General features: G+C 71.9%; 30 protein-coding genes. 9 read left to right on the top strand and 21 right to left on the bottom strand.

Features of this window, described 5'->3' with window-relative positions; genetic code table 11:
• The first annotated feature begins 8 nt into the window (after window positions 1–8).
• From MicB006_RS28590 to MicB006_RS28565, 6 genes are all read left to right on the top strand, one after another.
• Window positions 9–332: a YrhB family protein gene (locus MicB006_RS28590; protein ID WP_116510267.1), complete on the top strand. Its 324-nt coding sequence runs from the start codon at window positions 9–11 to the stop codon at window positions 330–332.
• Window positions 333–396: 64 nt separating this feature from the next.
• Entirely contained in the window at window positions 397–774 is a 378-nt protein-coding gene (locus MicB006_RS28585) for a hypothetical protein (RefSeq protein ID WP_116510265.1), read from the top strand.
• A complete protein-coding gene (locus MicB006_RS28580) occupies window positions 771–1,265 on the top strand; it encodes a type VII secretion system-associated protein (RefSeq protein ID WP_116510263.1) in 495 nt (164 codons plus the stop codon). The genes MicB006_RS28585 and MicB006_RS28580 overlap by 4 nt, the downstream gene beginning before the upstream one ends.
• Window positions 1,262–2,185: a hypothetical protein gene (locus tag MicB006_RS28575; protein WP_116510261.1), complete on the top strand. Its 924-nt coding sequence runs from the start codon at window positions 1,262–1,264 to the stop codon at window positions 2,183–2,185. The genes MicB006_RS28580 and MicB006_RS28575 overlap by 4 nt, the downstream gene beginning before the upstream one ends.
• 123 nt (window positions 2,186–2,308) lie before the next feature.
• Complete coding sequence (locus MicB006_RS28570) at window positions 2,309–3,241, top strand: hypothetical protein (RefSeq protein ID WP_116510259.1); 933 nt, start codon at window positions 2,309–2,311, stop codon at window positions 3,239–3,241.
• A complete protein-coding gene (locus MicB006_RS28565) occupies window positions 3,238–4,137 on the top strand; it encodes a GlcNAc-transferase family protein (protein ID WP_116510257.1) in 900 nt (299 codons plus the stop codon). The genes MicB006_RS28570 and MicB006_RS28565 overlap by 4 nt, the downstream gene beginning before the upstream one ends.
• 41 nt (window positions 4,138–4,178) lie before the next feature.
• Here MicB006_RS28565 and MicB006_RS28560 read toward each other — a convergent pair whose 3' ends face one another.
• The 3 genes from MicB006_RS28560 to MicB006_RS28545 form a co-directional block, all read right to left on the bottom strand.
• Complete coding sequence (locus tag MicB006_RS28560) at window positions 4,179–4,916, bottom strand: alpha/beta fold hydrolase (RefSeq protein ID WP_192900152.1); 738 nt, start codon at window positions 4,914–4,916, stop codon at window positions 4,179–4,181.
• 487 nt (window positions 4,917–5,403) lie between these two features.
• Entirely contained in the window at window positions 5,404–5,820 is a 417-nt protein-coding gene (locus MicB006_RS28550; RefSeq protein ID WP_152037911.1) for a hypothetical protein, read from the bottom strand.
• A gap of 94 nt (window positions 5,821–5,914) precedes the next feature.
• On the bottom strand, window positions 5,915–6,379 hold the full coding sequence (locus tag MicB006_RS28545) for a hypothetical protein (protein WP_116510251.1): 465 nt from the start codon (window positions 6,377–6,379) through the stop codon (window positions 5,915–5,917).
• A gap of 293 nt (window positions 6,380–6,672) precedes the next feature.
• Here MicB006_RS28545 and MicB006_RS28540 point away from each other — a divergent pair, with 293 nt between their 5' ends.
• Window positions 6,673–7,530 carry a hypothetical protein gene (locus MicB006_RS28540; RefSeq protein WP_152037910.1) on the top strand — a complete coding sequence of 286 codons (858 nt, stop codon included), beginning with the start codon at window positions 6,673–6,675 and terminating at the stop codon, window positions 7,528–7,530.
• A gap of 33 nt (window positions 7,531–7,563) precedes the next feature.
• On the opposite strand, the gene MicB006_RS32645 is transcribed toward MicB006_RS28540, so the two are convergent.
• Window positions 7,564–7,848 (bottom strand): long-chain fatty acid--CoA ligase, encoded by a 285-nt coding sequence (locus MicB006_RS32645; protein WP_161565972.1) that lies wholly within the window; start codon window positions 7,846–7,848, stop codon window positions 7,564–7,566.
• Between the two features lie 355 nt (window positions 7,849–8,203).
• Between MicB006_RS32645 and MicB006_RS28530 the strand changes: the two genes are divergently transcribed.
• Window positions 8,204–8,518, top strand: coding sequence for a hypothetical protein (locus MicB006_RS28530; RefSeq protein ID WP_116510247.1), 315 nt, complete (start codon window positions 8,204–8,206; stop codon window positions 8,516–8,518).
• Window positions 8,519–8,595: 77 nt separating this feature from the next.
• Here MicB006_RS28530 and MicB006_RS28525 read toward each other — a convergent pair whose 3' ends face one another.
• Complete coding sequence (locus MicB006_RS28525) at window positions 8,596–9,351, bottom strand: SDR family oxidoreductase (RefSeq protein ID WP_116510245.1); 756 nt, start codon at window positions 9,349–9,351, stop codon at window positions 8,596–8,598.
• Here MicB006_RS28525 and MicB006_RS31735 point away from each other — a divergent pair.
• On the top strand, window positions 9,335–9,523 hold the full coding sequence (locus MicB006_RS31735) for a hypothetical protein (RefSeq protein ID WP_152037909.1): 189 nt from the start codon (window positions 9,335–9,337) through the stop codon (window positions 9,521–9,523). The genes MicB006_RS28525 and MicB006_RS31735 overlap by 17 nt on opposite strands.
• 28 nt (window positions 9,524–9,551) lie before the next feature.
• On the opposite strand, the gene MicB006_RS28520 is transcribed toward MicB006_RS31735, so the two are convergent.
• The 16 genes from MicB006_RS28520 to MicB006_RS28445 are packed head-to-tail and all read right to left on the bottom strand — an operon-like array spanning window position 9,552 to window position 24,036.
• On the bottom strand, window positions 9,552–10,586 hold the full coding sequence (locus tag MicB006_RS28520) for an MBL fold metallo-hydrolase (RefSeq protein ID WP_116510244.1): 1,035 nt from the start codon (window positions 10,584–10,586) through the stop codon (window positions 9,552–9,554).
• 57 nt (window positions 10,587–10,643) lie between these two features.
• A complete protein-coding gene (locus MicB006_RS28515; protein ID WP_116510242.1) occupies window positions 10,644–11,603 on the bottom strand; it encodes an electron transfer flavoprotein subunit alpha/FixB family protein in 960 nt (319 codons plus the stop codon).
• Window positions 11,604–11,614: 11 nt separating this feature from the next.
• The gene (locus MicB006_RS28510; RefSeq protein ID WP_116511929.1) at window positions 11,615–12,394 is read right to left on the bottom strand and encodes an electron transfer flavoprotein subunit beta/FixA family protein; all 780 of its coding nucleotides are present in this window, start codon (window positions 12,392–12,394) and stop codon (window positions 11,615–11,617) included.
• An 8-nt stretch (window positions 12,395–12,402) separates the two neighbouring features.
• A complete protein-coding gene (locus MicB006_RS28505; RefSeq protein ID WP_225980551.1) occupies window positions 12,403–13,275 on the bottom strand; it encodes an enoyl-CoA hydratase in 873 nt (290 codons plus the stop codon).
• Window positions 13,276–13,324: 49 nt separating this feature from the next.
• On the bottom strand, window positions 13,325–14,341 hold the full coding sequence (locus tag MicB006_RS28500) for an acyl-CoA dehydrogenase (protein ID WP_116510240.1): 1,017 nt from the start codon (window positions 14,339–14,341) through the stop codon (window positions 13,325–13,327).
• A gap of 6 nt (window positions 14,342–14,347) precedes the next feature.
• Window positions 14,348–15,487 (bottom strand): acyl-CoA dehydrogenase family protein, encoded by a 1,140-nt coding sequence (locus MicB006_RS28495; protein ID WP_116510239.1) that lies wholly within the window; start codon window positions 15,485–15,487, stop codon window positions 14,348–14,350.
• A gap of 1 nt (window position 15,488) precedes the next feature.
• Window positions 15,489–16,739: an acyl-CoA dehydrogenase family protein gene (locus MicB006_RS28490; protein WP_116511925.1), complete on the bottom strand. Its 1,251-nt coding sequence runs from the start codon at window positions 16,737–16,739 to the stop codon at window positions 15,489–15,491.
• Between the two features lie 29 nt (window positions 16,740–16,768).
• Window positions 16,769–17,743 carry an NADPH:quinone oxidoreductase family protein gene (locus MicB006_RS28485; protein ID WP_116511923.1) on the bottom strand — a complete coding sequence of 325 codons (975 nt, stop codon included), beginning with the start codon at window positions 17,741–17,743 and terminating at the stop codon, window positions 16,769–16,771.
• Between the two features lie 12 nt (window positions 17,744–17,755).
• Window positions 17,756–18,544: an enoyl-CoA hydratase family protein gene (locus MicB006_RS28480; protein ID WP_073831560.1), complete on the bottom strand. Its 789-nt coding sequence runs from the start codon at window positions 18,542–18,544 to the stop codon at window positions 17,756–17,758.
• Window positions 18,541–19,062 carry a MaoC/PaaZ C-terminal domain-containing protein gene (locus MicB006_RS28475; protein WP_116510237.1) on the bottom strand — a complete coding sequence of 174 codons (522 nt, stop codon included), beginning with the start codon at window positions 19,060–19,062 and terminating at the stop codon, window positions 18,541–18,543. Before MicB006_RS28475 ends, MicB006_RS28480 begins: the two co-directional genes overlap by 4 nt.
• Window positions 19,059–19,520, bottom strand: a complete 462-nt coding sequence (locus tag MicB006_RS28470) for a MaoC family dehydratase N-terminal domain-containing protein (protein WP_043324817.1) — start codon at window positions 19,518–19,520, stop codon at window positions 19,059–19,061. Before MicB006_RS28470 ends, MicB006_RS28475 begins: the two co-directional genes overlap by 4 nt.
• Before the next feature lie 60 nt (window positions 19,521–19,580).
• On the bottom strand, window positions 19,581–20,378 hold the full coding sequence (locus tag MicB006_RS28465; RefSeq protein ID WP_116510235.1) for an SDR family oxidoreductase: 798 nt from the start codon (window positions 20,376–20,378) through the stop codon (window positions 19,581–19,583).
• Window positions 20,371–21,246, bottom strand: a complete 876-nt coding sequence (locus tag MicB006_RS28460) for an SDR family NAD(P)-dependent oxidoreductase (RefSeq protein ID WP_116510233.1) — start codon at window positions 21,244–21,246, stop codon at window positions 20,371–20,373. The genes MicB006_RS28465 and MicB006_RS28460 overlap by 8 nt, the downstream gene beginning before the upstream one ends.
• 2 nt (window positions 21,247–21,248) lie before the next feature.
• A complete protein-coding gene (locus MicB006_RS28455) occupies window positions 21,249–22,364 on the bottom strand; it encodes an NAD(P)H-dependent flavin oxidoreductase (protein WP_370013381.1) in 1,116 nt (371 codons plus the stop codon).
• The gene (locus tag MicB006_RS28450) at window positions 22,361–23,179 is read right to left on the bottom strand and encodes a CoA-transferase subunit beta (protein ID WP_116510232.1); all 819 of its coding nucleotides are present in this window, start codon (window positions 23,177–23,179) and stop codon (window positions 22,361–22,363) included. The genes MicB006_RS28455 and MicB006_RS28450 overlap by 4 nt, the downstream gene beginning before the upstream one ends.
• On the bottom strand, window positions 23,176–24,036 hold the full coding sequence (locus MicB006_RS28445; RefSeq protein WP_073831565.1) for a CoA transferase subunit A: 861 nt from the start codon (window positions 24,034–24,036) through the stop codon (window positions 23,176–23,178). The genes MicB006_RS28450 and MicB006_RS28445 overlap by 4 nt, the downstream gene beginning before the upstream one ends.
• Between the last annotated feature and the right edge of the window lie 51 nt (window positions 24,037–24,087).

Below are 24,087 nucleotides of genomic sequence, written 5' to 3'. Positions count from 1 at the left end.
ACAACCTGATGGACGCCGACGACGCCCGCACCCGGGCGCAGGACGCGCTGCGCCGGCTGGAGAACCCGGCGCAGCCGCTGACGCTGCTCGCCCCGGACGCCCCGGCCGAGTACGCCTGGTGCTGGGTCTACCCGTTCAACACGGTCCGGGCCACCGAGACCGGCAGCATCATGGACACGCTCGCGGTGGGCCCGCTCGTCGTGCCGAAGAACGGCGCCGAGCCCTGGGTGGCCCCGTCCGGCCCCCCGCTGGAGCGCTGGCTCAACGAGTACGCCGCACGCGAGGGACTGCCAGCGGTGCCGGTTCCGGCCGCACCGGACCCGTTCGCCTGAGCCCGGACGGTCCGCCGCGACCGGCGCCACGGTCGCGGCGGACCACCCGCCACCTGGAGGGACCATGACGGACCGCCCCTTCCCGCCCGGACCGCCGCTGGCCGATCTGCTGCGCCGGATGATGCGCGGCGACGAACCGGTGGAGCGGATCGGTTCGTCGCTGCGCGACGCCCGGCTCGACCTCGCGATGAACGGCGACGGCCGGCCGCTGGTCGTGCGCTCCTTCGACGACATGCCCTGCGTGGTGGTGGCCACCTCGGCGGCCACCCGCGCAGCCACGTTCGCCCCCGGGTGGCGCCCGGTCGAGCTGGCCGAACTCGCCGAACTGCTGCCCGACGGCATCGACCTGCTCGTCGACCCGGACGGTCCCGAGCCGGTACGGCTGGCCGCCGCGATCGTCTGGCACGCCCTGCTGCCCGCCGACGAGGAGGGCACCGGATGAGCGACGACGAGTTCCTCCTGCTGCTCGACCCGGAGTGGACCGGCGGCGAGGACGACGAACCGCCGTTCGAGGCGGTCGTCGGGATGTGGCCGGTCGGCCCGGACGGTGAGGTCGGCCGGTTCCGGAGCAACCCGGAGTACCGTCCCCGCTTCCCGGAATCCCCCACCGACCCGGCCGACGCGCTGCTGCGCCTGACCGCGGCCGGCGAGGCCGAGCCGGCGGACCTGCTCGCGGTCCTGCGGGACTCCACGTTCCACCTGGCGACGAACGGTGACGGGCGGCCACTCGTCCTGCCCGACCCCGAGGACGGGAACTGCGTGGTGGTCACCACGAGCACGGCGCACCGGGATCGGGTGCCGGCCCCCGGATGGCGGCTGCTCGACCTGGCGGAACTGGCCACCGTGGCCGGCGCGTACGACACGATCGTCAACCCGGGCGGCCCGGCGCCGGCCCGCCTGTCCGCCGCCTTCCTGCGCGAGACGGCGCCGTGAGCGCCGGGACGCTGCACCTGCTCCTGCTGCGCGCCGCGGGCCGCATCCCGGACGACGACCTCTTCCGCCTGCGCGCGCTGCTCGCCGACGGCGACCGGGGCCCCTGCGCGGCCCGGCTGCTCGGCGCGTTCCCGCAGTCCGCGGCGGAGATCGCGGCGCTGGCCGCGCTGCTGCCCCCGGAGACGCCACTGCCGCCCGGCCCGGCGGCCGACGACGATGTGGACACCGAGCCGCGCACCCCGTTCGTCCCGTTCCCGCCGGCCGACCTGCCGCTGTACGCGACCGCCGCGCCGCTCGTCGTGGACGAGACCGCGGGCGGCGCCGTGGACGACCTCGACCGGGCCCTGCTCGACGTGCTGGACCCGGCGCACACCGCCGGGGTGTGGCGCTGCTGGCGGATCACCGCCGGGCCGGACGACACGGCGAGCGCCGTGCGGGTCTACCTGGTCGAGGCGACGCTGCCCGACGACGAGCTGCCCGGCGTCGCCGACCGGGGGCAGCGGGCGCTCGCCGCCGCCGGTCACGCCGGGCCGGTCGAGGTCTACCGGCCCGGCCTGCCGCTGCCCGCGTACCAGTGGGCGGCCCGGTCCCGGTCGGCGCTGATCTGGGCCCCGCGCCCACCCGGCGAGGTCCGGGTGGCCGCCGACGGGGACGGACGGTTCCCGCTGGACGACGACGAGGTCGCGCCGTTCGTCACCTACCTGCGGTCCGCCCCCGCGCTGACCGAGCGCCTGCGCACCGACGGCGCCTGGATCTGGCCGGCCGACCTGGCCGACCGGGTGCTCGACGACGGCGCGCTGGCCGACGAGGGACTGCGCCGGCACCTGCGGCTGCGCCGGGCCGAGCCGGGGCCGCCGGCCGACGCGGTCGCCGTGCACCGGGCGCTCGCCGCGCTGGTACGGGCCGACCTGCCGCGCTGATGCACGAACGGCTTCGGTCGGGGTGTCCTTAGGGCACGACCGTACGGCGGGACCGGCGCTCGCGGCGCCCGGCGTGGTCGAATGCGCCGAGCGCCGCCGACGAGGACGCGAGGAGGCCCGGGAATGACGGAGCAGGACCAGCTGCACGTCGCGCTGCTGCGGCTCGGCGGGCAGGTGCCCGACGCGATGCTGGCCGAGGCGCGGCTGCGGCTCGCCGACACCGGCACGGTGTCCCTGCCCGAGCCGCCCGGCGCCCTCGATCTGGCGTTCACGTTCGCCTCCGCCGTACCGAATCCCCGGGTCTTCGGCGGGCGGGTGCCGCCGCTGGCGGACCTCACCGGCCGCGAGGGCCTGATGGACGACACCGACCGGGTCGCCGTCGCGGCGGTACGGCGGCAACCCGAAGCAGTAGCGCTGTGGCGCGCCTGGCGGATCGCCCCGGAGTGGGCGGCCTCGGTGATCCCGCCCGCGCCGGTCTACGTGCTCGAGGCGAACGGGCCGCAGGCCGCGACGGCGGCGAACGTGATGCGGGCGCTGGCCGGGGCCGGGCTCACCGCTCCGCTGGTCGAGGTGTACCGCTCCGGTGACAAGCTTCCGCCGTACGCGGCGGCGGCCCGCGCCTCCGGGGCGCTGCTCTGGGCCGACCGGGACGCCGAGCCGCTGCGGATCGCCCGGGTCCACGACGAGGTGGACGACGACGGGGCACGCTTCGCGCCCGGCCGGGAGCGGCTGTCGGGCCCGGAACTGGCCCGGGTGGCGGCGTACCTCGACGCGGGCACGCCGGTGCTGGCCACCACCGCGCGGGGACCGGACGTGGTCCGGCCCGAACGCGGCCGGGTCGTGCCGATGACCTATCGCACGGACGGCCGCTGGCTCTGGCCCGAGTCGGTCGCCTACTACCTGCAGGCGTACGGGCTGGCGCCGGAGCCGGACCTGCTGGCCCACATCCGCTCGCACGGTGACCTGCTCCCGGTCACCGACCCCGCCGACGAGCACCGCGCGCTGGCCCTGCTGTTCCAGTCGTACGCCCTCGTGCCGGCGGCGCCGGACGCATGACGATCTTCGTGGCGATCGCGTCGTACCGGGACCGGGAGCTGGTGCCGACGGTGCTGGACTGCCTGGCGAAGGCGGCGCGCCCACAGGACGTCCGCGTCGCGGTCTGCTGGCAGCACCTCGGCGACGAGGACATCTCCGCCATCCGGGACCTGCCGGGGGTGGACGTGCAGGAGCACGACGCCCGCGACAGCCGGGGCGCCTGCTGGGCCCGCGACCAGACGTTCCGGCGGTATCGCGGTGAGGACTGGCTGTTGCAGGTCGACAGTCACACCCGGTTCGCGCCGGACTGGGACGCGCGGCTGATCCGGATGGCGCGGGAGACCGGCGCGGAGAAGCCGATCCTGACCGCGTACCCGGCGAGTTACGAGCCCGAGCGGGAGTTCACCGGCGAGGGCGTGCCGGCCGAGATCGTCGTCAGCGACTGGACGGCGTTCGGCATACCGATCTTCGGTCAGCGTCCCATCGAGGGCGCTGCGCCCGGCGTACCGCCCAAGCCGGCGCTGTTCCTGGCCGCCGGTTTCCTCTTCGCGCCCGGCTCGTTCGCGGTCGAGGTGCCGTACGACCCGGGCATCTACTTCCACGGCGAGGAGATCACCCTGGCGTTGCGCGCCTACACGTGGGGCTACGACCTGTTCCACCCCACCGAGGTGCTGGCCTGGCACTACTACATCCGCCAGGACAAGCCGCGGCACTGGAGCGACCACGTCGAGTCCGACTGGGCCCGCTACGAGGAGCTGAGCCGCCGGCGGGTGCTCTACATGCTGCACACGCCGCCGGTCGACCGGCTCGGCATCGGCCCGGTACGCACGCTGCGGCAGTTCGTGGCACACACCGGCTGCAACTTCACCCGCCGCACCTGGACCGACATGCTGGCCCAGGAACTCGTGCTGCTCTGACCAGCGCCCGCGACCGACACCGGGTTGCCGACCGGGTGACGTCACATCGACGTGGCGCCGGCGGCGGTGTCGATGAGGTCCGCGACGGCGCCCGGCTGGGAGACCGTCACCGCGTGCGAGGCGGCGACCTCGATCGTCGTGGATCCGGCCCGCTCGGCGAGGAAGCGCTGCAGATCCGGCGGGATCGCCAGGTCCTGGGCGGTGATCAGCGTCCAGGACGGGATGCTCCGCCAGGCAGCCCGCGTCACGCTGTCGGTCAGCGTGTTCGCCGCGGCCGGCCGCTGCGTGGCCGCCATCACCGCGGCGGCGTCCCGGGGGACGTCGGGGGCGAAGAAGTCCGGGTAGGTCTCCTGCTTGACGTACTGGTCCATGTCCGCGCTGCCGTCCTGAGCGGGGATCGGCACCGCGTGGATGTTGTCGGCGAGCTGGCTGCCGGGGAACCGGGCGTTCAGGTCGGCCACCGACTCGCCGACGTCCGGGCTGAAGCTGGCGACGTACACCAGCGCCCGGACGTTGGCCGCGCCGTCCGCGGCCTCGGTGATGATCGCGCCGCCGTACGAGTGGGCGGCGAGCACGACCGGTCCGGGCAGGCTGTCCACGAGCGCGCGCAGGTAGGCGGCGTCCCCCTGCACGCTGCGCAGCGGATTCGCGACCGCGATGACCGGGTAGCCACGGCGCTGTAGATCGGCGATCACCCCGTTCCAGCTGGACCCGTCCACGAACGCCCCGTGAACGAGTACGACGGTGGGCATTCCGGTCGTGTCAGGCGCAGCGTTCATCTGACATTCCTTTCGGGTGATCTGCCACGGAGAGCCGGACAGCACAGGGCGACCGGCCGGCGACGCCGGTTCGACGTTTGCGAAACCCAATATCCGGCACTGGCGGAACGCCTGTCAGCGGGATTCGGAAAACGCCGCCGCAACGGCTGCGCGTCCTCCCGCCGCTATGCGAGGAACCGGCTCCGCGCAACCGGTTCCCACAATTCTTCGCCTGAGAAGAAGCTGAGAGTGCGGCGAGGCGGACGGTCGTCGCCGGGACCGAACGTTCGCTTCTGCACCGAGGGCATCCATTCGGCCGCCACAATCCAGTCCTCCGGTTTTCGGGGCTGCGCTTTTCTCAATGCGGCGACGGAATATCCGGACGAGAATCATCCGGTCCATTGGGAGGTCATCGTCCACCACCAATGTTCCTCGTGGCACCGACGTGCCGGGCGGAGACGAGTTGCGTCGGCGGTTGAGCGCGGCGGGGGCCTGCCCGGTCGGCCGGCTACCGGGCGAGCCGGCTCCGCTCGTAGTGGCCTCTGAAGTCGAAGAAGCGCAGCCCGTCCACAGTCACGTCGGCAGCGATCTGTTCCGCCGTCCAGACATGGTCGGAGTAGTCGTCCATCGCGACGCCGCCCCGACCGAGCAGCGCCAACGTGAGGCGACGGACCTCCACCGTCCCGTCGACCCGGCCCGAGACGTCGACCTGCACCGCCCACCTGGGCCGGTCACCGCGGGCGCGGCTCAGGGCCCGCACCGCCGCCGGCTCCCAGTCCGCGTACAGGTGCTCGTCCTCGTCGGTCAGATCCGGGTACAGGCATCCGTCCACCAGCCACGGATGTCTCTGATCCGGCGACAGCCGGTCGAGCAGGGCGACGACGGCGGCCTGCGGCACGGCCGGGAAGACAAAGACGCTACGCACGCCACGAGCGTCGCACGCCGCAGCCGATCCGACCGCTCTCTCCCGACCGTGGGCGTCCCCCGCCGCTGCGACCTGCCGGCGTCCGGGCAGGCGCTCAGCCGTTGCTGGGACTGGAGACCCCGCGCCTTGCGAAGGACTCGGCGACCTCGTCGAAGGCCGCGACGGCCAACTCCGGCCGCGCGGCGGCGTCGGCCAACGGCAGCTCCACCTGAGGGTCGTAGCCGGACAGGCCGGCGACCGCCTCGACGGCCGCGCCGAGCCGGTACACCGCCGCGACAACGGCCCGGGCGTCACCGCCCCGGTACCAGTACGGCACGGTGACACTGACCTCGTCCGCGTAGTAGCTGACCTGGACGCCGGTCGGCTCATGCGTCATCTCGTAATTGTCGGCCCCCTCGAACACGGAGACCTCACCGAGCACCTGCCGCGCCGCCGCCACGATCCCGTCCCACGCCTCGGCATTTGGACGCTCGTCGCTGTCGGCCTCCGCCGCCGCCCTCAGGGCGTCCTCCCAGGACTGGTCGTCGCCTCGGGGTACGAAGATCAGGTCATAGCTCATGACGAAGGACCGTACATCCAGGCGCTTTGATTCTCCGGTGGGGACCGGCGCGGCTCGGTCGGCGGCGTTGCGGGCAGTCGCCGTCCGGAGACCGGGGCCTCACCCTGCGCCCCTGACCGACATCCACCGGGTCGCGTCGTTCCGACACCGTCCGGACGGTTCGAGGTGCCCGACCGTTCCGGCTTCCATTGACGTCGGTCGACAAGTAACGTGAAGTATCGACCAAATTGCATTGAGTAACGTTCCGGCCGCGCCGCGACCCGGGCCTGCCGGATGAGCGAGGTGGCCCCGACATGGACGCCGACAGGCACAACCCTCGTTGCGCGAAGGCTGAAAAACATCGCTGCGTCTGCAGCGAGTGCGGCGGCTCTCAGCACGGCGTGCGGGGATGGCTCGACCTCGTCAACCACGACGATGCAGGCCGTCGCGGACGACGGGAGTTCTTCGAGAACAAGCTGTCCTGGACGCAGGATCGGTCACAGCGCGCGCAGAACGACCGTGTCAACAGGGAGGTCGCCACCGACCTCGCCCGCGTCGACATCGCAGACTGGCTCGCCACCGCCCCGCCACCGCACGCCGAGGGCGAGACCGAGGCTTACCCGTCCCCGGCCGAGCAGGTGACCGCGCTCGCCGAAGAGATGGCGCGCGGAGCATGGCGGGAGATCACACCGGAGCTCGATCGCGCCGCCGCAGATGCCCAGGGCATCAGGCGCGACCTCAGGCATCACGGCTGGTGCGACCTCTTCATCGCCATGGCCCGGGTCATCGAGGTGACCCGGCGCGGCTTCGACAGCATCCCCGGTCAGGTGAAGGGCATGATCCTGCGCTCGCCGTTGCAAGCCGGCCGGCCGAACGTCACGGAAGCCGTCGTCGGTCTGCTCGTCGACAAGGCGTGGCGCGGGTTCCAGGTAGCGGCATTCTCCGGCGTACCGTTGCTCGACCTCATCTCCAACGAAGAAGCCTTGCGGGCCCTGCGGATCCTCGCGGTGTTCATCTGCCCCGCGCCGGCACAACACCCAGCGGTACGGCAGCATGCGCTGACACCACTCGGAGAAGACGCCACCAAGATCCTCACCGACCGGACCAAGGCCCGGCTCGCCGAGCTGTTCACCGACCCGCCACCCGACGGCGTTGCCCTGGCAGGCGGATGACGGGCCGCACTCCCGGCTGCGGAACGCGACACCTCACTCCGCGCCGTGGACGACCGCGCTGTCACCGACGACACGCTGTCGGGTCAGGCGGCGGGAGAGTTTGCCGTGCCCCGACTTGGGCAGATCGTCGAGCACCACGATCCGCTTCGGCACCTTGTAGCGCGGCAGGTGGTCGCGGCAGTGGGCGATCAGCGCGGCCGGCGGGTCGGCGGGCGCGGGCTGCCGCAGCGCCACCGCGGCGACCACCGCCTCGCCCCACCGTCCGTCGGGCGCGCCGAACACCGCCACCTCGCGCACGCTCGGGTGCTCGCCGAGCACGTGCTCGACCTCGGTCGGGAACAGGGTGACCGGCCCGAGATGATCATGTCGTCGCGCCGGTCGACCAGGTAGAGGTAGCTCGAGATGCCGCAGTGGACAAAACGCTCCAACGCCGACCACGAGGGAATTCTCACAGCGATACGGTCCGGCGACGGGTAGCGGGTCGAGCACATGATGACCGACCATCTGGTCAGCTCGGCCGAAGGGCTCATCGGCGTTTGGCCGGACGACGCCCGGTAGCGGATCGGCGACGTCCGTGGCACGTCACGGACGATCGCCGATCTGCCCGTACGGCCGCCCACGGCGGCCCGTTCGAGGGTCGATCACTATATGTGCGGGTGCCACGCTGGCGGGCATGCCGAGCGAGCAACGGGAACAGTGGGTCCGGATGGCACGTACCGCGCTGATCATCGCCGCGATGCGACGGTCGCTGCTGACCTACGGCGAGCTGGGCCAAGCCATCGGCATGGCCGGCGTCGATCTCCGCAACCAGATGCGCCACGTTCTGGCCCAGGTGGCCGAGGAGTGCATCGCCACTGGAGAGCCTTCCCTGCCTGCGCTGGTCGTCAATGCCACCACTGGTCAACCAGGCGCCGGCTGGGTCGACGGTGCGGTCCGCTGGCACGCAGAGGTGCAGAAGCTGTTCCGGCACTGGAACTCACCGCGTTGAGCCGGTCCCACCGCTGTCAACGCGCCGGACCTCCGCACCCACGTGAACGCACCCTCAGTCCCACGTAGCGCGCCGGCTCACTGCCGCTGGGCCGCCCGCGTTCGCCACTCGTCCAGGCGCGTGCCGGCTATGCGGGCGCCGTCGGCGGGAACCAGCGAGCGTTCGGCCACCGCGGCACCGAAATACCGGGCGCCGGAGTCACCCACCACCGAACGAGGATCGCGCTGCGCCTCGAGGACGGATCGTCCCAGTTCGTCGAGGCGGAACTGCTCCGGGCCACCGACCTCGACCACGGCGTACGTCGGCGCGCCGACCACGACCTCGGCCACCGCGGCGGCGACGTCGTCCGCTGCCATCGGCTGGATGAGCACCGGCGCGAGGTGCACGGCGTCGCCGTCCGTGGCGGCGTCGATGATCCCTTGTACGAACTCGAAGAACTGGGTGGCGTGCACCAGCGAATACGGAAGCCCGGACGCCGTGATGAGCTTCTCCTGGGCGACCTTCGCCCGCATGTATCCGCTGTCCGAAAGCCGTTCGGAGCCAACGACGGACAGCGCCACGTAGTGACCCACCCCGGCGTCCGCGGCGGCGGCGAGGAGGTTCCGCGTGGACGTCTCGAAGAACTCCAACGCGGCGCTGCCCTCCAGCGACGGCGAGTTCGACACGTCGACGACCGCGCCGGCGCCGGCCAGCGCCCCCACCACTCCTTCGCCGGTCAGCGTGTTCACGCCGGTCTTCGGCGACGCCGCCACCGCCTCGTGGCCCTGGGCATCGAGGATCTTCACAAGCTTGGAGCCGATGAGCCCACTGCCACCGATGACGACGACCTTCATGATCGAGCCCCTCCCTGGTCGGCGCTGGCTGATTGGCGCTGCCACCAGTAGGACGGAAACCCTGCGCGGACGCAGGAAATTCGCCGAGAACAGCTCGACGGAGATCGTCCCGGCTCCCCTGGACATCGACGTGGCCGATGGCAGAGCAGAGGTCCATGGTCGTCAGCAATGACGGACTGCAACTGGCGCCCAGGTGGCGGTCACGCCGGGGCGTAGCGGCGCACTCCATCGACGTCGGCAGCCTTCAGCCGCCCCTGCGCCACGAGCAGGTCGAGGTGGGCGGCCGTCTCGGTGACGGCGAGCATCTGGTTGAACAGGTCCAGGTCGGCAAAGGCACGCTCACGCCTGGTCCAGGTCAGTTGACCCGCCGCCTCGTAAGCCGTCGTCGCGTCACGCACGACCCCGCACGCCTGGTCGAGTCGCTTCGCATGATGGTGCAGAAGCTCGTCGACGCGCGCGTGGACACTCGGGCCGACCGGGCCGTGCGCCGGCAGCAGCCGCTGGTCGGGCAGAGACCGGACCAGCCGCAACGAATCCAGGTAGTCCCCGAGTGGCAGCGTCGCGGCCACCGCCTCGAAGCCGATGGACGGTGTGATGTGCGGAAGAACGTGGTCGCCGGTGAACATCAGCTGCGCGTCGCGGTCGACGAAGACGACGTGGCCACGGGTGTGTCCAGGGGTCGCCACCACCCGCAGGGTCCTGGTCGGCAGGACGACATCGGTCCCCCCGGTCAACCAGTCGTCCGGCGCCGCCCAGTCCGTCGGGTCATGCGGCGCCGACTCGGCCCGCGCGCGCAGCGCTCCGACGATCTCGCCCGCACCGCATCGCACCAGCGCCTGCCAGTGTTCGGACATCGGTCGACGATCGGGAGCCGACAGCTCGCGGATGGCGGGTTCCTCGCCCTCGCCGAGGCTCACCGTGGTGCCGAACTCGCGCCGTACGGCCACCGCCATCGCGTAGTGGTCGCGGTGCACGTGCGTCACCAGGAACCGACGGACATCTGCGAGGCCCGCGCCCAGGGCAGCCAGGGCCGCATCCAATGTCTGCCGGGCCGCCGTGATGGCCCAGCCCGAGTCGACCAGCACGAGGCCGTCGTCACCCGCCAGGGCGTACACGTTCACCGATCGCAGACCGTCCTGCGGCAACGGCAGCGGGATGCGATACACCCCGGTGGCCACCTCGAACACGCCCGGACGCGTCCAGTCCGCCGTCACGTCATCGGGCTCGACCCGCATCGCTGCTGCACCCACCATCCGCCGTCCTCCATCCACAGCATGACCGACACGACTGTGTCACTTGCGTTTGCGGATCTCCTCGGCGGCCTGGGGGACGACCTTGAACAGGTCGCCGACCACGCCGTAGTCGGCGAGTTCGAAGATCGGCGCTTCGGCGTCCTTGTTGACCGCGACGATCGTCTTCGAGGTCTGCATGCCGGCGCGGTGCTGGATCGCCCCGGAGATACCCAACGCGACATACAGCTGCGGGGAGACGGTCTTGCCGGTCTGGCCGACCTGGAACTGGTGCGGGTAGTAACCGGAGTCCACGGCCGCGCGGGACGCGCCGACCGCGCCGCCGAGCAGGTCGGCGATCTCCTCGACCAGCTTGAAGTTGTCGGCGTTACCGACACCACGACCACCGGAGACCACCACCGAGGCCTCGGTCAGCTCCGGGCGGGAGCCCTTCTGCTCCGCGACCCGCTCGACGACCTTCGCGAGCTTGTCCGCGTCGGTCACCGACACCGACAGCTGCTCCACCGCCGGGGTGGCCGCGGCCGGGACCGGGGCGAGGGAGTTCGGCCGGACGGTGACCAGCGGCAGGCCCTTGGTGACCTTCGCCTTGACGATCGTGGAACCGGCGAACGCCACCTGCGTCGCGGTGCCGTCCGCCGCGAGGGCGACCACGTCGGTCAGGATGCCGTTGTCCAGCTTCACCGCCAGCCGCGCGGCGATCTCCTTGCCCTCCTGCGACGAGGCCAGCAGCACGGCCGCCGGCTGCACCCGCTTAATCAGGTCGGCGACCACAGTCGCCTTGGGGGCCACCAGGTAGCCGTCGATCTCCTCACCCTCAGCGGCGTAGATCTTCTCCGCCCCGTACTCACCCAGCTTCGCGCTCAACGCCTGCGCGGCGCCGGCGCCACCGAGAACGACAGCGCTCGGGGTGCCCAGCTCGCGGGCCAGGGTGAGCATCTCCAGGGTGACCTTCTTGACGCCGAACTCACGCGTGGCTTCGACGACGACGAGAACCTCAGACATGACCAGACCCCTCACACGAACTTCTCGGCAGCGAGGAACTCGACCAGCTTCACGCCGCCCTCGCCCTCATCGGTGATCTTCTCGCCGCCCGAACGCGGCGGCCGCTTCGAGTGCTCCACCACCGCGCTGGTGGCACCGTCGAAGCCCACCTCGGCCGCAGCCACGCCCAGGTCGCCCAGGGACAGCGTCTGCACCGGCTTCTTCTTCGCCGCCATGATCCCCTTGAACGACGGATACCGCGGCTCGTTGATGGTGTCCCACACCGACACCACGGCCGGGGTCGAGGCGGTCACCACCTCGTAGCCCTCCTCCGTCTGCCGCTCCACCGTCAGGGTCGACCCGTCCACGGTGAGCTTGCGCGCACCGGTCAGCGCGGCCACACCCAGCCGCTCGGCGATCATGTGCGGCATCACCTGCACCCGACCGTCGGTCGACTCCGCACCGCACAGGACCAGGTCGGCATTCAACTGCCCGAGGGCAGCGGCGAGAACCTTGGAGGTGGCCACCGCGCAGGAACCGTGCAGAGCGTCGTCCACGACGTGCACGGCCTTGTCCGGGCCCATCGACAGCGCCTTACGGATCGACTCGGTCGCCCGGTCCGGACCCATCGTCAGGATCGTGACCTCACCACCGTGCGCTTCCTTGATCTTCAACGCCTCTTCGATGGCGTACTCGTCCATCTCATTGATGACGTTGTTCGCCGAACCGCGGTCGACGGTGTTGTCGTCAGCACGCAGGCTGCGGTCCGCGCCCGAATCAGGCACCTGCTTGACGAGTACGACGATATTCATCGCTTCGATCACCCTTCCTGTCTCGCGGCGTCACGCATGCTCCGGGCGTCCTGGCCACCGAGGGAGTCGTTGCCCACCTCGGCGTTGTGCGCGTGGGCCACGTGGTGCAGCCCGAACACCGAATCCATCCCGTCCCGCAGGCCCATGAGGTCCTCGGCCTGGTTGACCGCCTTCTTGGTCAGCGCGAGACCCAGGCGCGGCATCTGCGCGATGCGTGCGGCGAGCCCCATGACCTCCGCCTCGAGCTCGTCTCGGGCGACCACCCGGTTGACCATGCCCAGCTCGGCGGCGCGCGCTGCCGGCATCCGGTCGCCGGTGAAGAGGAACTCCTTGGCGAAGCGCGGACCCATCACCCACGGGTGGGCGAAGTACTCGACGCCGGGGATTCCCATGCGGACGACCGGGTCGGCGAAGAACGCGTCGTCCGCGGCGACGATCAGGTCACACGACCAGGCGAGCATGAGGCCCCCGGCGATACACGCTCCCTGCACCATCGCGATCATCGGCTTGGGCAGCTCACGCCAGCGGCGGCACATCCCGAGGTACACCTCGGACTCCCGGGCGAACCGGCTGTCGGCCCCGGCCTTGCCCACATGGTCCCACCACAGGCCGGCACGCCTGTCGAACGACGAGTCGATGTCCCGGCCCGGCGTGCCGATGTCGTGGCCGGCCGAGAAGTGCTTCCCCGCCCCCGCCAGGACGATGACCTTCACCTCGTCGTCCGCGGCCGCGCGGTAGAACGCGTCGTCGAGCGCGTAGGTCATCGCCGAATTCTGCGCGTTGCGGTACTCCGGCCGGTTCATCGTCACGACGGCCACCGGCCCCCGCGTCTCGTACCGGACGACCTCCGCCTGCGGGTCCACGCCGCTGGTCTCGCTCACTTTGGATCTCCTTCTCGCGGGTCGGGTGTACGTCGTGCGGGGCCGGCGGTCAGGACGCGGGGCGCACGCCGGTCAGGCCGACACCGAGGTCGTCCAGCAGAGCCGACCGGTGCCAGGCGGCGCTGCCCCACGACGACTCCAGAGCCCACGACCGCTTGAGGAACAGGTGCAGGTCGTACTCGGTCGTGTAACCGATCGCGCCGTGGCACTGCAGAGCGGCCCGGCCCACGACGTGCGCCGCCTCGGACGCCAGGGCCTTGGCCGTCGCCAGGGAGCGCAGTCGGCCCGGGACGCCCGCGGCCAGCTCGAACCCGGCCGTCGCCACCATCGGCGCGGCGAACTCCAGGTGCAGCAGCGCCGTGGCGAGGTGGTGCTTGACCGCTTGGAAGCTGCCGATCGGCACCCCGAACTGCTCCCTGGTGCGGACGTGCTCGACCGTGAGTTCGAGCATCCGTCGGGACAGCCCGATGAGTTCGGCCGAGGTCGCCAGCACCCCCCGCTCCCAGGCCAGCCGCACCACCTGCGGGTCGTCCACTGTCGCCACGAGCCGCGCGCCGGCGTAGCCGGTCAGGTCCAGCGCGACGTCCACCGACGGCGACGTCGAGGCCGCCGCGTCGGACACGTCGAGAATCTCGATGCGCCCCGTCCCACCGAAGCCGCCGCGCAGCACCAGGTCGACACCGGAACCGAACGCGACGTGCCCGGTCTCCGCGGGGTCGGCACCGACCGTGAGGCCCCCCTCGACAAGCTTCGCCAGCGGGTCCGGGGCGCCCGAGGCGAGCACCGCCGGAGCGACCGCGAGGGTCGCCGTGAGCGGCAGCGGGGCGGCGGCGTACCCGATCTGCTCGAAGACCGACACGAGGTGGTTCTCGTCCAGGCCCAGCCCGCCGTCGTTCTCGGCCACGAGCAGCCCCGCCACACCGAGGCCGGCCAGGCTCTCGGCCAGTGCGGCCACCTGCGCCGATCCGGCTCCGGCGCGTACCGTCTGCGGCGGGCACCGGTCGCTGAGCACCTGACGGACGACCGCTTCCAGCTCCCGCTGCTCGTCACTCGGAGCGAAACGCACGCCTGATCACCTCCTCGGCAGACCGAGCAGGCGCTCGGCGATGATGTTGCGCTGGATCTCGTTGGTGCCCGCGTAGATCGGACCCGACAGCGAGAACTGGTAGCCGCGGGTCCACGGGCCGTCGACGAGCGCGTCCGGGCCGAGCAGTTCCAGCGCGGTCTCGTGCAACGCGATGTCCAGCTCGGACCAGAAGACCTTGTTGAGGCTCGAACGCGCACCGGCCGGGCGACCCTCGACGATGTCGGTGACCTGAGCCAACGTGAACTGCTGGTAGGCGTGCGCTTGCATCCACGAGCGCGCCACCCGGTCGCGGAGCAGGTCGGTCGCCGCCTCGCCCCGCTCGCCCGCGAGCGCCACGAGCGCGGCTGCCGCCTTGAGGAAACGCCCCGGTGAGCGCAGCGTCAGTCCCCGCTCCGAACCGGTCGTCGACATCGCGACCGACCAGCCCTGGTCGACGCCGCCGAGGACCGCCGAGTCGGGTACGAACGCGTCCTCGAAGAACACGTCGGCGAAGCCCTCGTCACCGTCGAGCCGGTCGAACCCGCGCACCGTCACGCCCGGGGCGTCCAGCGGCACGAGGAAGTACGTCAGTCCCCGGTGCCGCTGCGCCTGTGGATCGGTGCGGAACAGCCCGAACAGGTGGGTGCAGAACGCGCCCCGGGTCGACCAGGTCTTCTGCCCGCTCAGGCGCCACCCGCCGGCCTGCTCGTCCCGCACCGCCCGGGAGCTGATCCCCGCCAGGTCGCTGCCCGCGCCCGGCTCCGACCAGCCCTGGGCCCACAGGTCCTGCGCGGCTGCCATCCGGGGCAGCAGTTCGTCCTGCTGCTGCTTCGTGCCGAACTCGAAGATCGTCGGGGCCAGCAGGAAGATGCCGTTCTGCGTCACCCGCTGCGGCGCGCCGGCCCGGTAGTACTCCTCCTCGAAGATGAGCCACTGCCATATCGAGGCCGCACGGCCGCCGTACTCCTCGGGCCACGACACGACCGACCACCGGTCCGCGTGCAGTGCCCGCTCCCACTCCAGGTGGGCGGCGAAGCCCGCCGCGGTGTCCCCGGAGGGCAGCGGCTGCCGCGGCACGTTCGCGGCGAGCCAGTCGCGGGCCTCCGCACGGAACTGCTCGTCCTGCGCCGACCAGGTCAGATCCATCTCAATCCCGTCCCGTCCCGGCGGAAACCGTCGGCGGCGTGTCGCGGTAGCGGCGTAGTTGCGTACGCGCCACAGTCCGCAGGTGCACCTCGTCGGGGCCGTCGGCGATGCCGAGGATGCGGGCGCTCGCCCACATCCGGGCGATCGGGAAGTCGTCGGTGACCCCACCACCGCCGTGCGCCTGGATCGAACGGTCCAGCACGTTGCGGGCGACCCGGGGCGCGACGACCTTGATCGCGGCGATCTCGGTCGCGGCGCCCTGGATGCCGACCTGGTCGATGAGCCACGCCGCCTTGAGCACGAGCAGGCGGGCCTGCTCGATCTCCATGCGGGACTCGGCGATCCAGTTCCGCACCACGCCCTGATCGGAGATCGGACCGCCGAACGCCTCGCGGGCCATCGTCCGGCGCACCATCAGCTCGAGGCCCCGCTCGGCCATGCCGAGACAGCGCATCGCGTGGTGGATGCGGCCCGGGCCGAGGCGGGCCTGGGCGATCGCGAAACCGTCGCCCTCGGCGCCGAGCAGGTTCGTCACCGGCACCCGTACGTCGTCGAACCGGATCTCGCAGTGGCCGTGCTGGTCGTGGTAACCGAAGATCGGCAGCGAACGCAGAATCGTCACCCCGGGGGTGTCGACCGGCACGAGGATCATGGACTGCTGCCGGTAGACGGCCGCCTGCGGGTCCGTCTTGCCCATCAGCACGAGGATGGCGCAGCGTGGGTCGGCGGCGCCTGTCGTCCACCACTTGCGTCCGTTGATGACGTACTCGTCGCCGTCACGCACGATCGAGGTGGCGATGTTGCGCGCGTCGGAGGAGGCCACGTCCGGCTCGGTCATCGAGAAGCCGGAGCGCATCGTGCCTTCGAGCAACGGGGTCAGCCACCGCTGCTTCTGCTCGGGCGTGCCGAACATGTGCAGCAGCTCCATGTTGCCGGTGTCGGGCGCGGCACAGTTGATCGCCTCGGGGGCGAGGTAGGGCGAGCGGCCGGTCTCCTCGGCCAGGTAGGCGTACTCGACGTTGGTGAGGCCCGACAGGTCAGGCAGGAAGAGGTTCCACAGCCCCAGCTCGCGCGCCGTCGCCTTCAGCTCCTCGACGACCGGCGGCAGGACGTGGGACACCCCGCCGTTCTCGCGGGCCGCGGCGGCGAGCTCGGTGGCGTACACCTTCTCGGCGGGGTAGACGTGCTCGGCCATGAACGTACGCAACGTCGCGAGCAGCTCGCTCGCGCGCGGGCCGGGGCCGAGGTCCATCCGGGTCAGGTCGGTCGCGTCAGCCACCGTCACTCCTTGCCTGTGCTCGTGCGGAGGGCGATCTTGCCGCGAGCGCCGCGGTTCAGCACCGTGCCGAGCGCGCGGGCGGCCTCCTCCAGCGGGAAGACCTCGCTGACGTGCGGCCTCAGCCGGCCGGCGGCGATCCACTCCAGCACCGTCGTCATGTTGGCGGCGTTCGCCGCCGGGTCGCGCCTGGCCCAGGCGCCCCAGAGGACCCCCAGCACCGCGCCCTCGGTGAGCAGCAGCCGGTTGAGCTTGACCTGCGGGATCACGCCCGCCGCGTAGCCGACGGTGAGGAACCTCCCGGCCCACGCGAGGGCACGCAGCGCCGCGGCGGCGGCGTCGCCACCGACCGGGTCGTAGACGACGTCGGCGCCGGCGTCGCCGGTCAGCGTGCGCACCGTCGCTGTCAGGTGGTCGTAGCCGATGGCGTGGTCGGCCCCGTGCGCCAGGCACAGCTCACGCTTGTCCTCGCTCGACGCGGCAGCGATCACCGTCGCGCCGAGGGCCTTGCCGATCTGCACGGCGGTGAGGCCGACGCCGCCGGAGGCGCCGAGCACGAGCAGCGTCTCGCCGGCGGCGAGGCCGGCCCGGTCGACGAGGCCGTGGTAGGACGTGCCGTAGACGACGGGGATCGTGCTGGCCTCGACGAGGTCGACGCCCTCGGGCAACGGGTGGACCATGCGGGCGTCGACGAGCACCTGGGTGGCGTAGCCGCCGATGCCGCAGAAGCCGATGACGCGGGTGCCGACGGGTGGGCCGGTCACCCCGTCGCCGAGCGCCGCGACCGTGCCGGCGACCTCGCAGCCGGGCACGAACGGCAGCTCCGGCTTGGTCTGGTAGGTGCCGGCGACGATGAGGCCGTCGGGAAAGTTCACCCCGGCGGCGACGACGTCGACGAGTACCTGCCCCGGTCCGGGCTGCGGCTGCGGCCCGTCCGAGACCGTGAGCACCTCGGGACCCCCGAGCTCGCGGACCACCATCGACCGCACGGCTCAGCCCTCGCTGCCCGGGCGCGCCGCCTTGTCGGTGCCGGCGAACTCGTCGCGGATCCGGTCGGCGACCCCGCTGAGGTTGAGCTCGAAGGTGAAGCCCTGCTCGAAGCGGTAGCTGCGGTTGACGTCCCACAGGTCGATGCCGTTGAGCGAGGCCTTGGCGGCCCGGATCACGGTGGGGTCCTTCTCGGCGATGCTGGTCGCGACGGCGAGCGCCGTCGCACGCAACTGCTCCCGGGGTACGACACTGTGCACCGAGCCGTACGCGTGCAGCTCCTGGGCGGTGGCGGTGGCCGAGGTGTAGACCATGGCGCGCATCCGGTGCTGGGGCACCATCCGGGACAGGTGGGTGGCCGCGCCGAGGGCGCCGCGGTCGACCTCTGGCAGGCCGAAGGTGGCGTCGTCGGAGGCGACGATGACGTCGGAGTTGCCGACCAGGCCGATGCCGCCCCCGAGGCAGAAGCCGTGGACGGCGGTGACGACCGGGACGGGGCACTCGTAGACGGCCTTGAACGCGGCGAAGCAGCCGCGGTTGGCGCCGAGCAGCGCGGTGAAGCCGTCGGTGTGCTGCATCTCCTTGATGTCGACGCCGGCGTTGAAGCCGCGGCCCTCGGCGCGCAGCAGGACGACACGCACCGACTCGTCGGCGCCGGCGGCGTCGAGGGCGGCGGCGAGCGCGAACCAGCCGGCCACCGGCAGCGCGTTGACCGGCGGGTTGTCCACGACGATCTCGGCGATCCCGTCGGGGTGCACCGTCGTCGTCACCGACGCGTGGCTCGTGGGACTCATGCCTGCTCCTCGGTGGTCTCGGGCTGCTCGCCGGCCTCGGGTGTCGCGTCCCCGGCGGCGGCGAGGGGCAGCACGAACGTCGCCCACGCGGTGACGGCCGTGTCGCCGGTCTGCCGCCGGCAGGTCAGCTCGATGTCGACGCGGGCCTCACGGCCGTCCGCGCTTTCGAGCACGTAGGTGCGCAGCGGAACGCCTTCGAGAGTGAGGACGTCGCCGGGCCACACCTGGGCCAGGAACCGGATGCGGAAGTCGCGCACGTTGGGGCCGCCGAGCCAGTCGGTGGCGTAGGTGCCGAGCAGGCTGGCCTGCCACATGCCCACCGAGAAGGGGCTCGGGAACCCTGCCGCCCTGGCGAAGACCTCGTCGTGGTGGATCGGGTTCATGTCGCCCGAGGCGCCCTGGTAGCGGACGAAGTCGGTGCGGGTCACCGGGCCGTAGGCGCGCGCCGGAGGCGTCGCCGGGACGGGCAGGACGACCTCTGTCGTACGGGGCTGGGCGGTGGCCGTCGTGTCGCTCATGCGGACGCTCCGTCCCCGGTGACGGGCGGGCGGGCCGTCTCGACACCGGTGAGCTTGGCGCGGGCGACGAGACGCCCGGTCTCGTCGTGGAAGTCGGTGTACATCACGGCGAAGGTCATCTCCCCGCCGCGACGCCCCACCTTGGTGTAGATCTCGCCGATGCGCGACTGGCAGGTGAGCCTGGTGCCGGCGCGGGGCGGCTCGCCGAAGAAGGTGTACTGCTGCTCGGCGTGCAGGCCGCGCTGCTGGTCGAGCTCGACCGCGGACCACGGGTTGGAGTCCTCGCCCTGCCAGAAGAAGGTCGTCGTGAGGAACGTCGGCTGTACGACCGGGTTCTCCTCCCGCAGGTAGTCCGCGTCAGCCGCTCCGGTGGCCAGCGCGAACTCGCGGATCTTGCCGCGTTCGACGTCGAGCCGGAAGGGGGCGCCGGTGACGCCCTGCGCGTCGGGATTGGCCACGACGAGCTCCTTTCGTTGGTCCGCGCGTGTCGGCACGGTTCGCCGGCACGCAGCGGGTGGTCACGGGTGCTGGCTCGAGACGGACACGACCTCGCCGGTCATGTACGACGAGTAGTCACTGGCGAGGAAGACGATGACGTTGGCGACCTCCCACGGCGCCGCGGCCCGGCCGAACGCCTCCTGGCCCGAGAGCTGTGCGAGCAGCTCGTCGCTTGTCACCTTGGCCAGATGGGCGTGCATCGCGATGCTCGGGGACACCGCGTTGACCCGGATGCCGTGCTCGGCGACGTCGAGGGCCGCGCAGCGGGTCAGCGCCATGACTCCGGCCTTGGCCGCGGCGTAGTGCGCCTGCCCCTTCTGCGCGCGCCAGCCGATGACGGAGGCGTTGTTGACGATGACCCCCCTGCCGGCCGGGATCATGTGCCGCAGCACCGACCGGGTCGCCTTGAACGTCGAGGTCAGGGTCACCGACAGGACGGAGTCCCATTGTTCGTCGGTCATGTCCTGCACCGCCGCGGTGCCGCCGAGGCCGGCGTTGTTGACGAGTACGTCGATGCCGCCGAACTCGGCGGCGACGGTGTCCATGAGGTGGTCGAGCTGCGCCTGGTCGGTGACGTCGCAGGGCACCGCGAGCGGCCGGGTCCCGGTGCGGCGCTCGATTTCGTCGGCGGACGCGGCGAGGCGGCGCTCGTGGCGGTCGCTGATGGCGACACGCGCGCCTTCCTCCGCGGCGCGGCGTGCCGTCGAGAAGCCGATGCCGGTGCCGGCCGCGGCGGTGACGAGCACCGAGCGCCCGGAGAGCAGCCCGTGGGCGGGGCCGGCCCAGTCGGCGACGTCGGTGTGACCGGTGTCAGACACGGGCGGCCATCTCCTTCGCGATCTCCTCGACGGTCCAGCGGGCGCCCTTGTCGATGGTCCAGTCGTAGCTCCACGGCGCGCAGCGACGGATCTCGCCGCCCTTGGCGTAGTACACCTCGCCGGTCACCGGCACGTCGGCGGTGAGCAGCCAGGCGACGAGCGGGGAGACGTTGCCCGGGTGGTAGACGTCGAACGCGGCGGGGTCGGCCGGGGCGGCGACCATCTCGCCGATGCCGGGCAGGTCCTGGGTCATCCGGGTACGCGCGACCGGGACGATCGCGTTGACGCGTACGCCGTAGCGGCCGATCTCCTGGGCGAGGATGACGGTGAGGGCGGCGATGGCGGCCTTGCCCGCGCCGTAGTTCGTCTGCCCGACGGCGCCGATGATGCCGGAGGTCGAGGAGACGTTGACGATCGAGGCGATCGGCTGGTTGCCGGCCTTGGACTCGGTGCGCCAGTGGTCGGCGAACACCCGGCACGGCGCGAACGTCGAGCGCAGCTGGCCACGGATCACCGCGTCCCAGTCGTCCTCGCTCATGTTGACGAACATCCGGTCCCGCAGGATGCCGGCGTTGTTGACGAGGCCGTCGACGCGTCCGTAGGTGTCGCGGGCGAGCGCGAGCAGCTCGCGGGCGCCCTCGGTGGTGGCGACGTCCGCGGTGCTGGCCACGGCCCGTCCGCCGGCGTTCGTGATCTCGGCGGCGACGGCCTCGACGACCGACGGGTCGCTGCCGGTGCCGTCGGCGGCGGCGCCGGTGTCGGCGACGACGACCGAGGCGCCTTCGGCGGCGGCGAGCAGGGCGTGCTCACGGCCGAGGCCGCGGCCGGCACCGGTGACGACGACGACGCGTCCCTGCAGTGCTCCCATGACTAGTCCTCCTTGTGCCCGGCCGGGGCCGACGCGACCGGCGCGGGCACGCCGAGCCGGTCGAGCGTCCGGGTGGCCTCGTCGATGATGCGGTCGATGAGCTCGGCGACGCTCGGGACGTCGTCGATCAGTCCGACGACCTGGCCGGTGGCCATGACGCCGAGGTCGGTCCTGCCCTCCAGCAGGGCCGACCGGTAGAGCATCGGAGCGTTGGCCGCCATGACGACCTGGCTCCACGTCAGGTCGTGGGCCTTGCGCATGGCCAGGCCCTCGCGGACCATGTCGCCCCACGGCGTGCCGGACAGCTTCTGGAAGGCGAAGGCGTTGCGTACGGCCCGCAGCAGCCGGCCGGCGGCGGAGGTCCGCTCCAGCTCCTCGATCGTGCCGGCGCGCAGCACGCGCTGCGGAACGCCGTCGACCTGCAGGGTCAGCACGGTGTCGTTGACCGTCCTGGACAGGTAGACGTCCTTGACCGACGGCTGGACCGGCGAGTCGCTGGTGAGCAGGAAGCGGGTGCCCATGGCGATGCCCTCGGCGCCGTAGGCGAGCGCGGCGACGAGGCCGCGGCCGTCGAAGAAGCCACCGGCGCCGATGACCGGGATGTCGACGGCGTCGACGACCTGGGGCAGCAGCAGGCTGGTGGGCACCGCGCCGGTGTGGCCGCCGCCCTCGCCACCCTGCACGATGACGGCGTCGGCGCCCCACGCGGCGACCTTCTCGGCGTGGCGGCGCGCGCCGATCGACGGAACGACGACGAGGCCGGCGTCCTTGCACCTGGCGATGAGTTCCTGCTTGGGTGCCAGCGCGAAGGAGGCGACCTTGACGCCGGCCGAGATGAGCAGGTCGATGCGCTTGACGACGTCCGTCTGGTCGGCACGGATGTTGACGCCGAACGGCGCGTCCGTGCCGGCCTGGATCTGCTCGACGGCCTCCACGAGCTCGTCGTAGGAGAGCAGGCCGGCCGCGAGGATGCCCAGTCCACCGGCGTTGGCCGTCGCGGTGGTCAGGCGCACGTCGGAGACGTAGCCCATGCCGGTCTGGACGATCGGGTACCGCACCCCGAACAGGTCGGTCGCCCGGGTACGCAGTGTCGGGGGCAGCCCGCGGCCCTGGCTCATGCCGGGATCTCGCGGTCGCGCAGCGAGCGGGGGTCGATGACCTCGCGGATGAGGCGCAGTTCCTCGGCGCTCGGCTCGCGGGTGGCCGGGACCTCACCCTCGACGTGCACGGCACAGCCGGTGGCGGCGTGGAACTCGTCGAGCGTGACGCCGGGGTGCAGGCTGAGCAGCCGCATCGTGCCGTCGGGGCCGCCGAAGTCGAGGACCGCGAGGTTGGTGACGACGCGCCGCAGATCGTGGTGCGCGCTCCCGGCCGGGCCGGCGGCGCGGGCGCTGTCGGTGCCGACGCCGGAGATCATGTCGACAGCCCGGACGAAGCTGCGCGTGGAGTGGTTGGGCACCCAGTAGCTGGTCGGGTGGTAGATGCTGTTGCCGGGGGCGCCGCGCACTCCGAGCAACTGGACCTTGGGCCGGGCGTAGTCGCCGATGGCCGAGATGTTGGTGTTGCCGTGCCCGTCGATCTGGACCGGGATCATCATGACGTGCCGCTTGCCGTGCCAGACGAGGTCGAAGATCGTGCGGAACGGGCTCCAGCCCTCGATGACGACGCCCTCGGTGGCGTGCGGGTCCGCGCCGATCTCCCAGGAGCCGGTGACGAAGTGGGCCTCACCGTCGGTGAGCAGCAGGTCGGGGGCGACGGTAAGCCGGGCGAGGCGGACGCCGATGGCCGGGATCGTGCCGAAGGCGCTGGCGATGGACTCGCCGTCGCCGGCGAACGTGTCCGCCACGGCGACCGCGCAGTACTCGGCACGGGTCACCGGCGCGTCGGCAGTGGTGGCGCTGCCCGTGGGCTGCTCGGTGGCGGCGCTGCTCATGCGACCTCCTCGGCTCGGGCGGCGACGGCCGCCTGGTAGTCATCTTCGGTGCCGGACAGGTACCGCTTCTCGAAACTGGCCCAGGCCTGCGGGTCGCCGGCGGCCTTGACGTACTCACGCTGGAAGGCCTCGTCGCGCTCGTAGTCGGGGGCGCAGGAGGTGAAGTGGGCGCCGTTCGGGGTCTCGACGACGCCGGCGACGAGCTGGCGGTTGATCTTGATGGTCGCCGAGTGCCCGGCGGCACTCAGCTCGGCCGTGGGCACGATCCGCTCGCAGGACATGAAGGCCTGGTCGGCGGCGAGGCAGTAGAGGTCGTCGAAGTACGGGTCGGGCCCGAGGAACTGGCCGTTGCCCTGGGCGTCGGCGCGGTTCATGTGCACGAGGGCCGCGTCGAGGCGCAGCGGCGGCATCGCCACGAGCTGCTCGGTGCCGTACGGGTCCTGGACGAGTTTGAGGTCGGGGTTGTGCTTCAGGACGTCCGACCCGAGCCCGGCGCGGGTCGGCAGGAAGGGCAGGCGGATGCCGGCGGCGTACAGGCCCCACTGGAGCATGCCCTCGTCGTACTCGGCGATCTCGACGGCGCCCTTCTGCCGCGCGGCGCGGAAGTGCGGGTCGAGGGCGATGCTGTCGAGGGAGACGAAACCGAAGACGACCTTCTTGACCTTGCCCGCGGCGCAGAGCAGCCCGACGTCCGGCCCGCCGTAGCTGACGACGGTCAGGTCCTTGAGGTCGGAACGCAGGATCTCGCGCACGAGGGCCATGGGCTTGCGGCGTGAGCCCCAGCCCCCGATGCCGATGATCATCCCGGATTCGAGCCGCGACACGACGTCGCGGGCTGTCAGAGTCTTGTCGGCCATGTGTCCCTCATCATTGCGTCTGTCGGAGCACTGCCCGACGGGTGGTGAGCA

The organism is Micromonospora sp. B006 (assembly GCF_003408515.1).
GTDB classification, from domain to species: Bacteria; Actinomycetota; Actinomycetes; order Mycobacteriales; family Micromonosporaceae; genus Micromonospora; species Micromonospora echinospora_A.
Note: the sequence above shows the minus strand (reverse complement) of the source record. Positions and strands in the feature narration are given on the sequence as shown.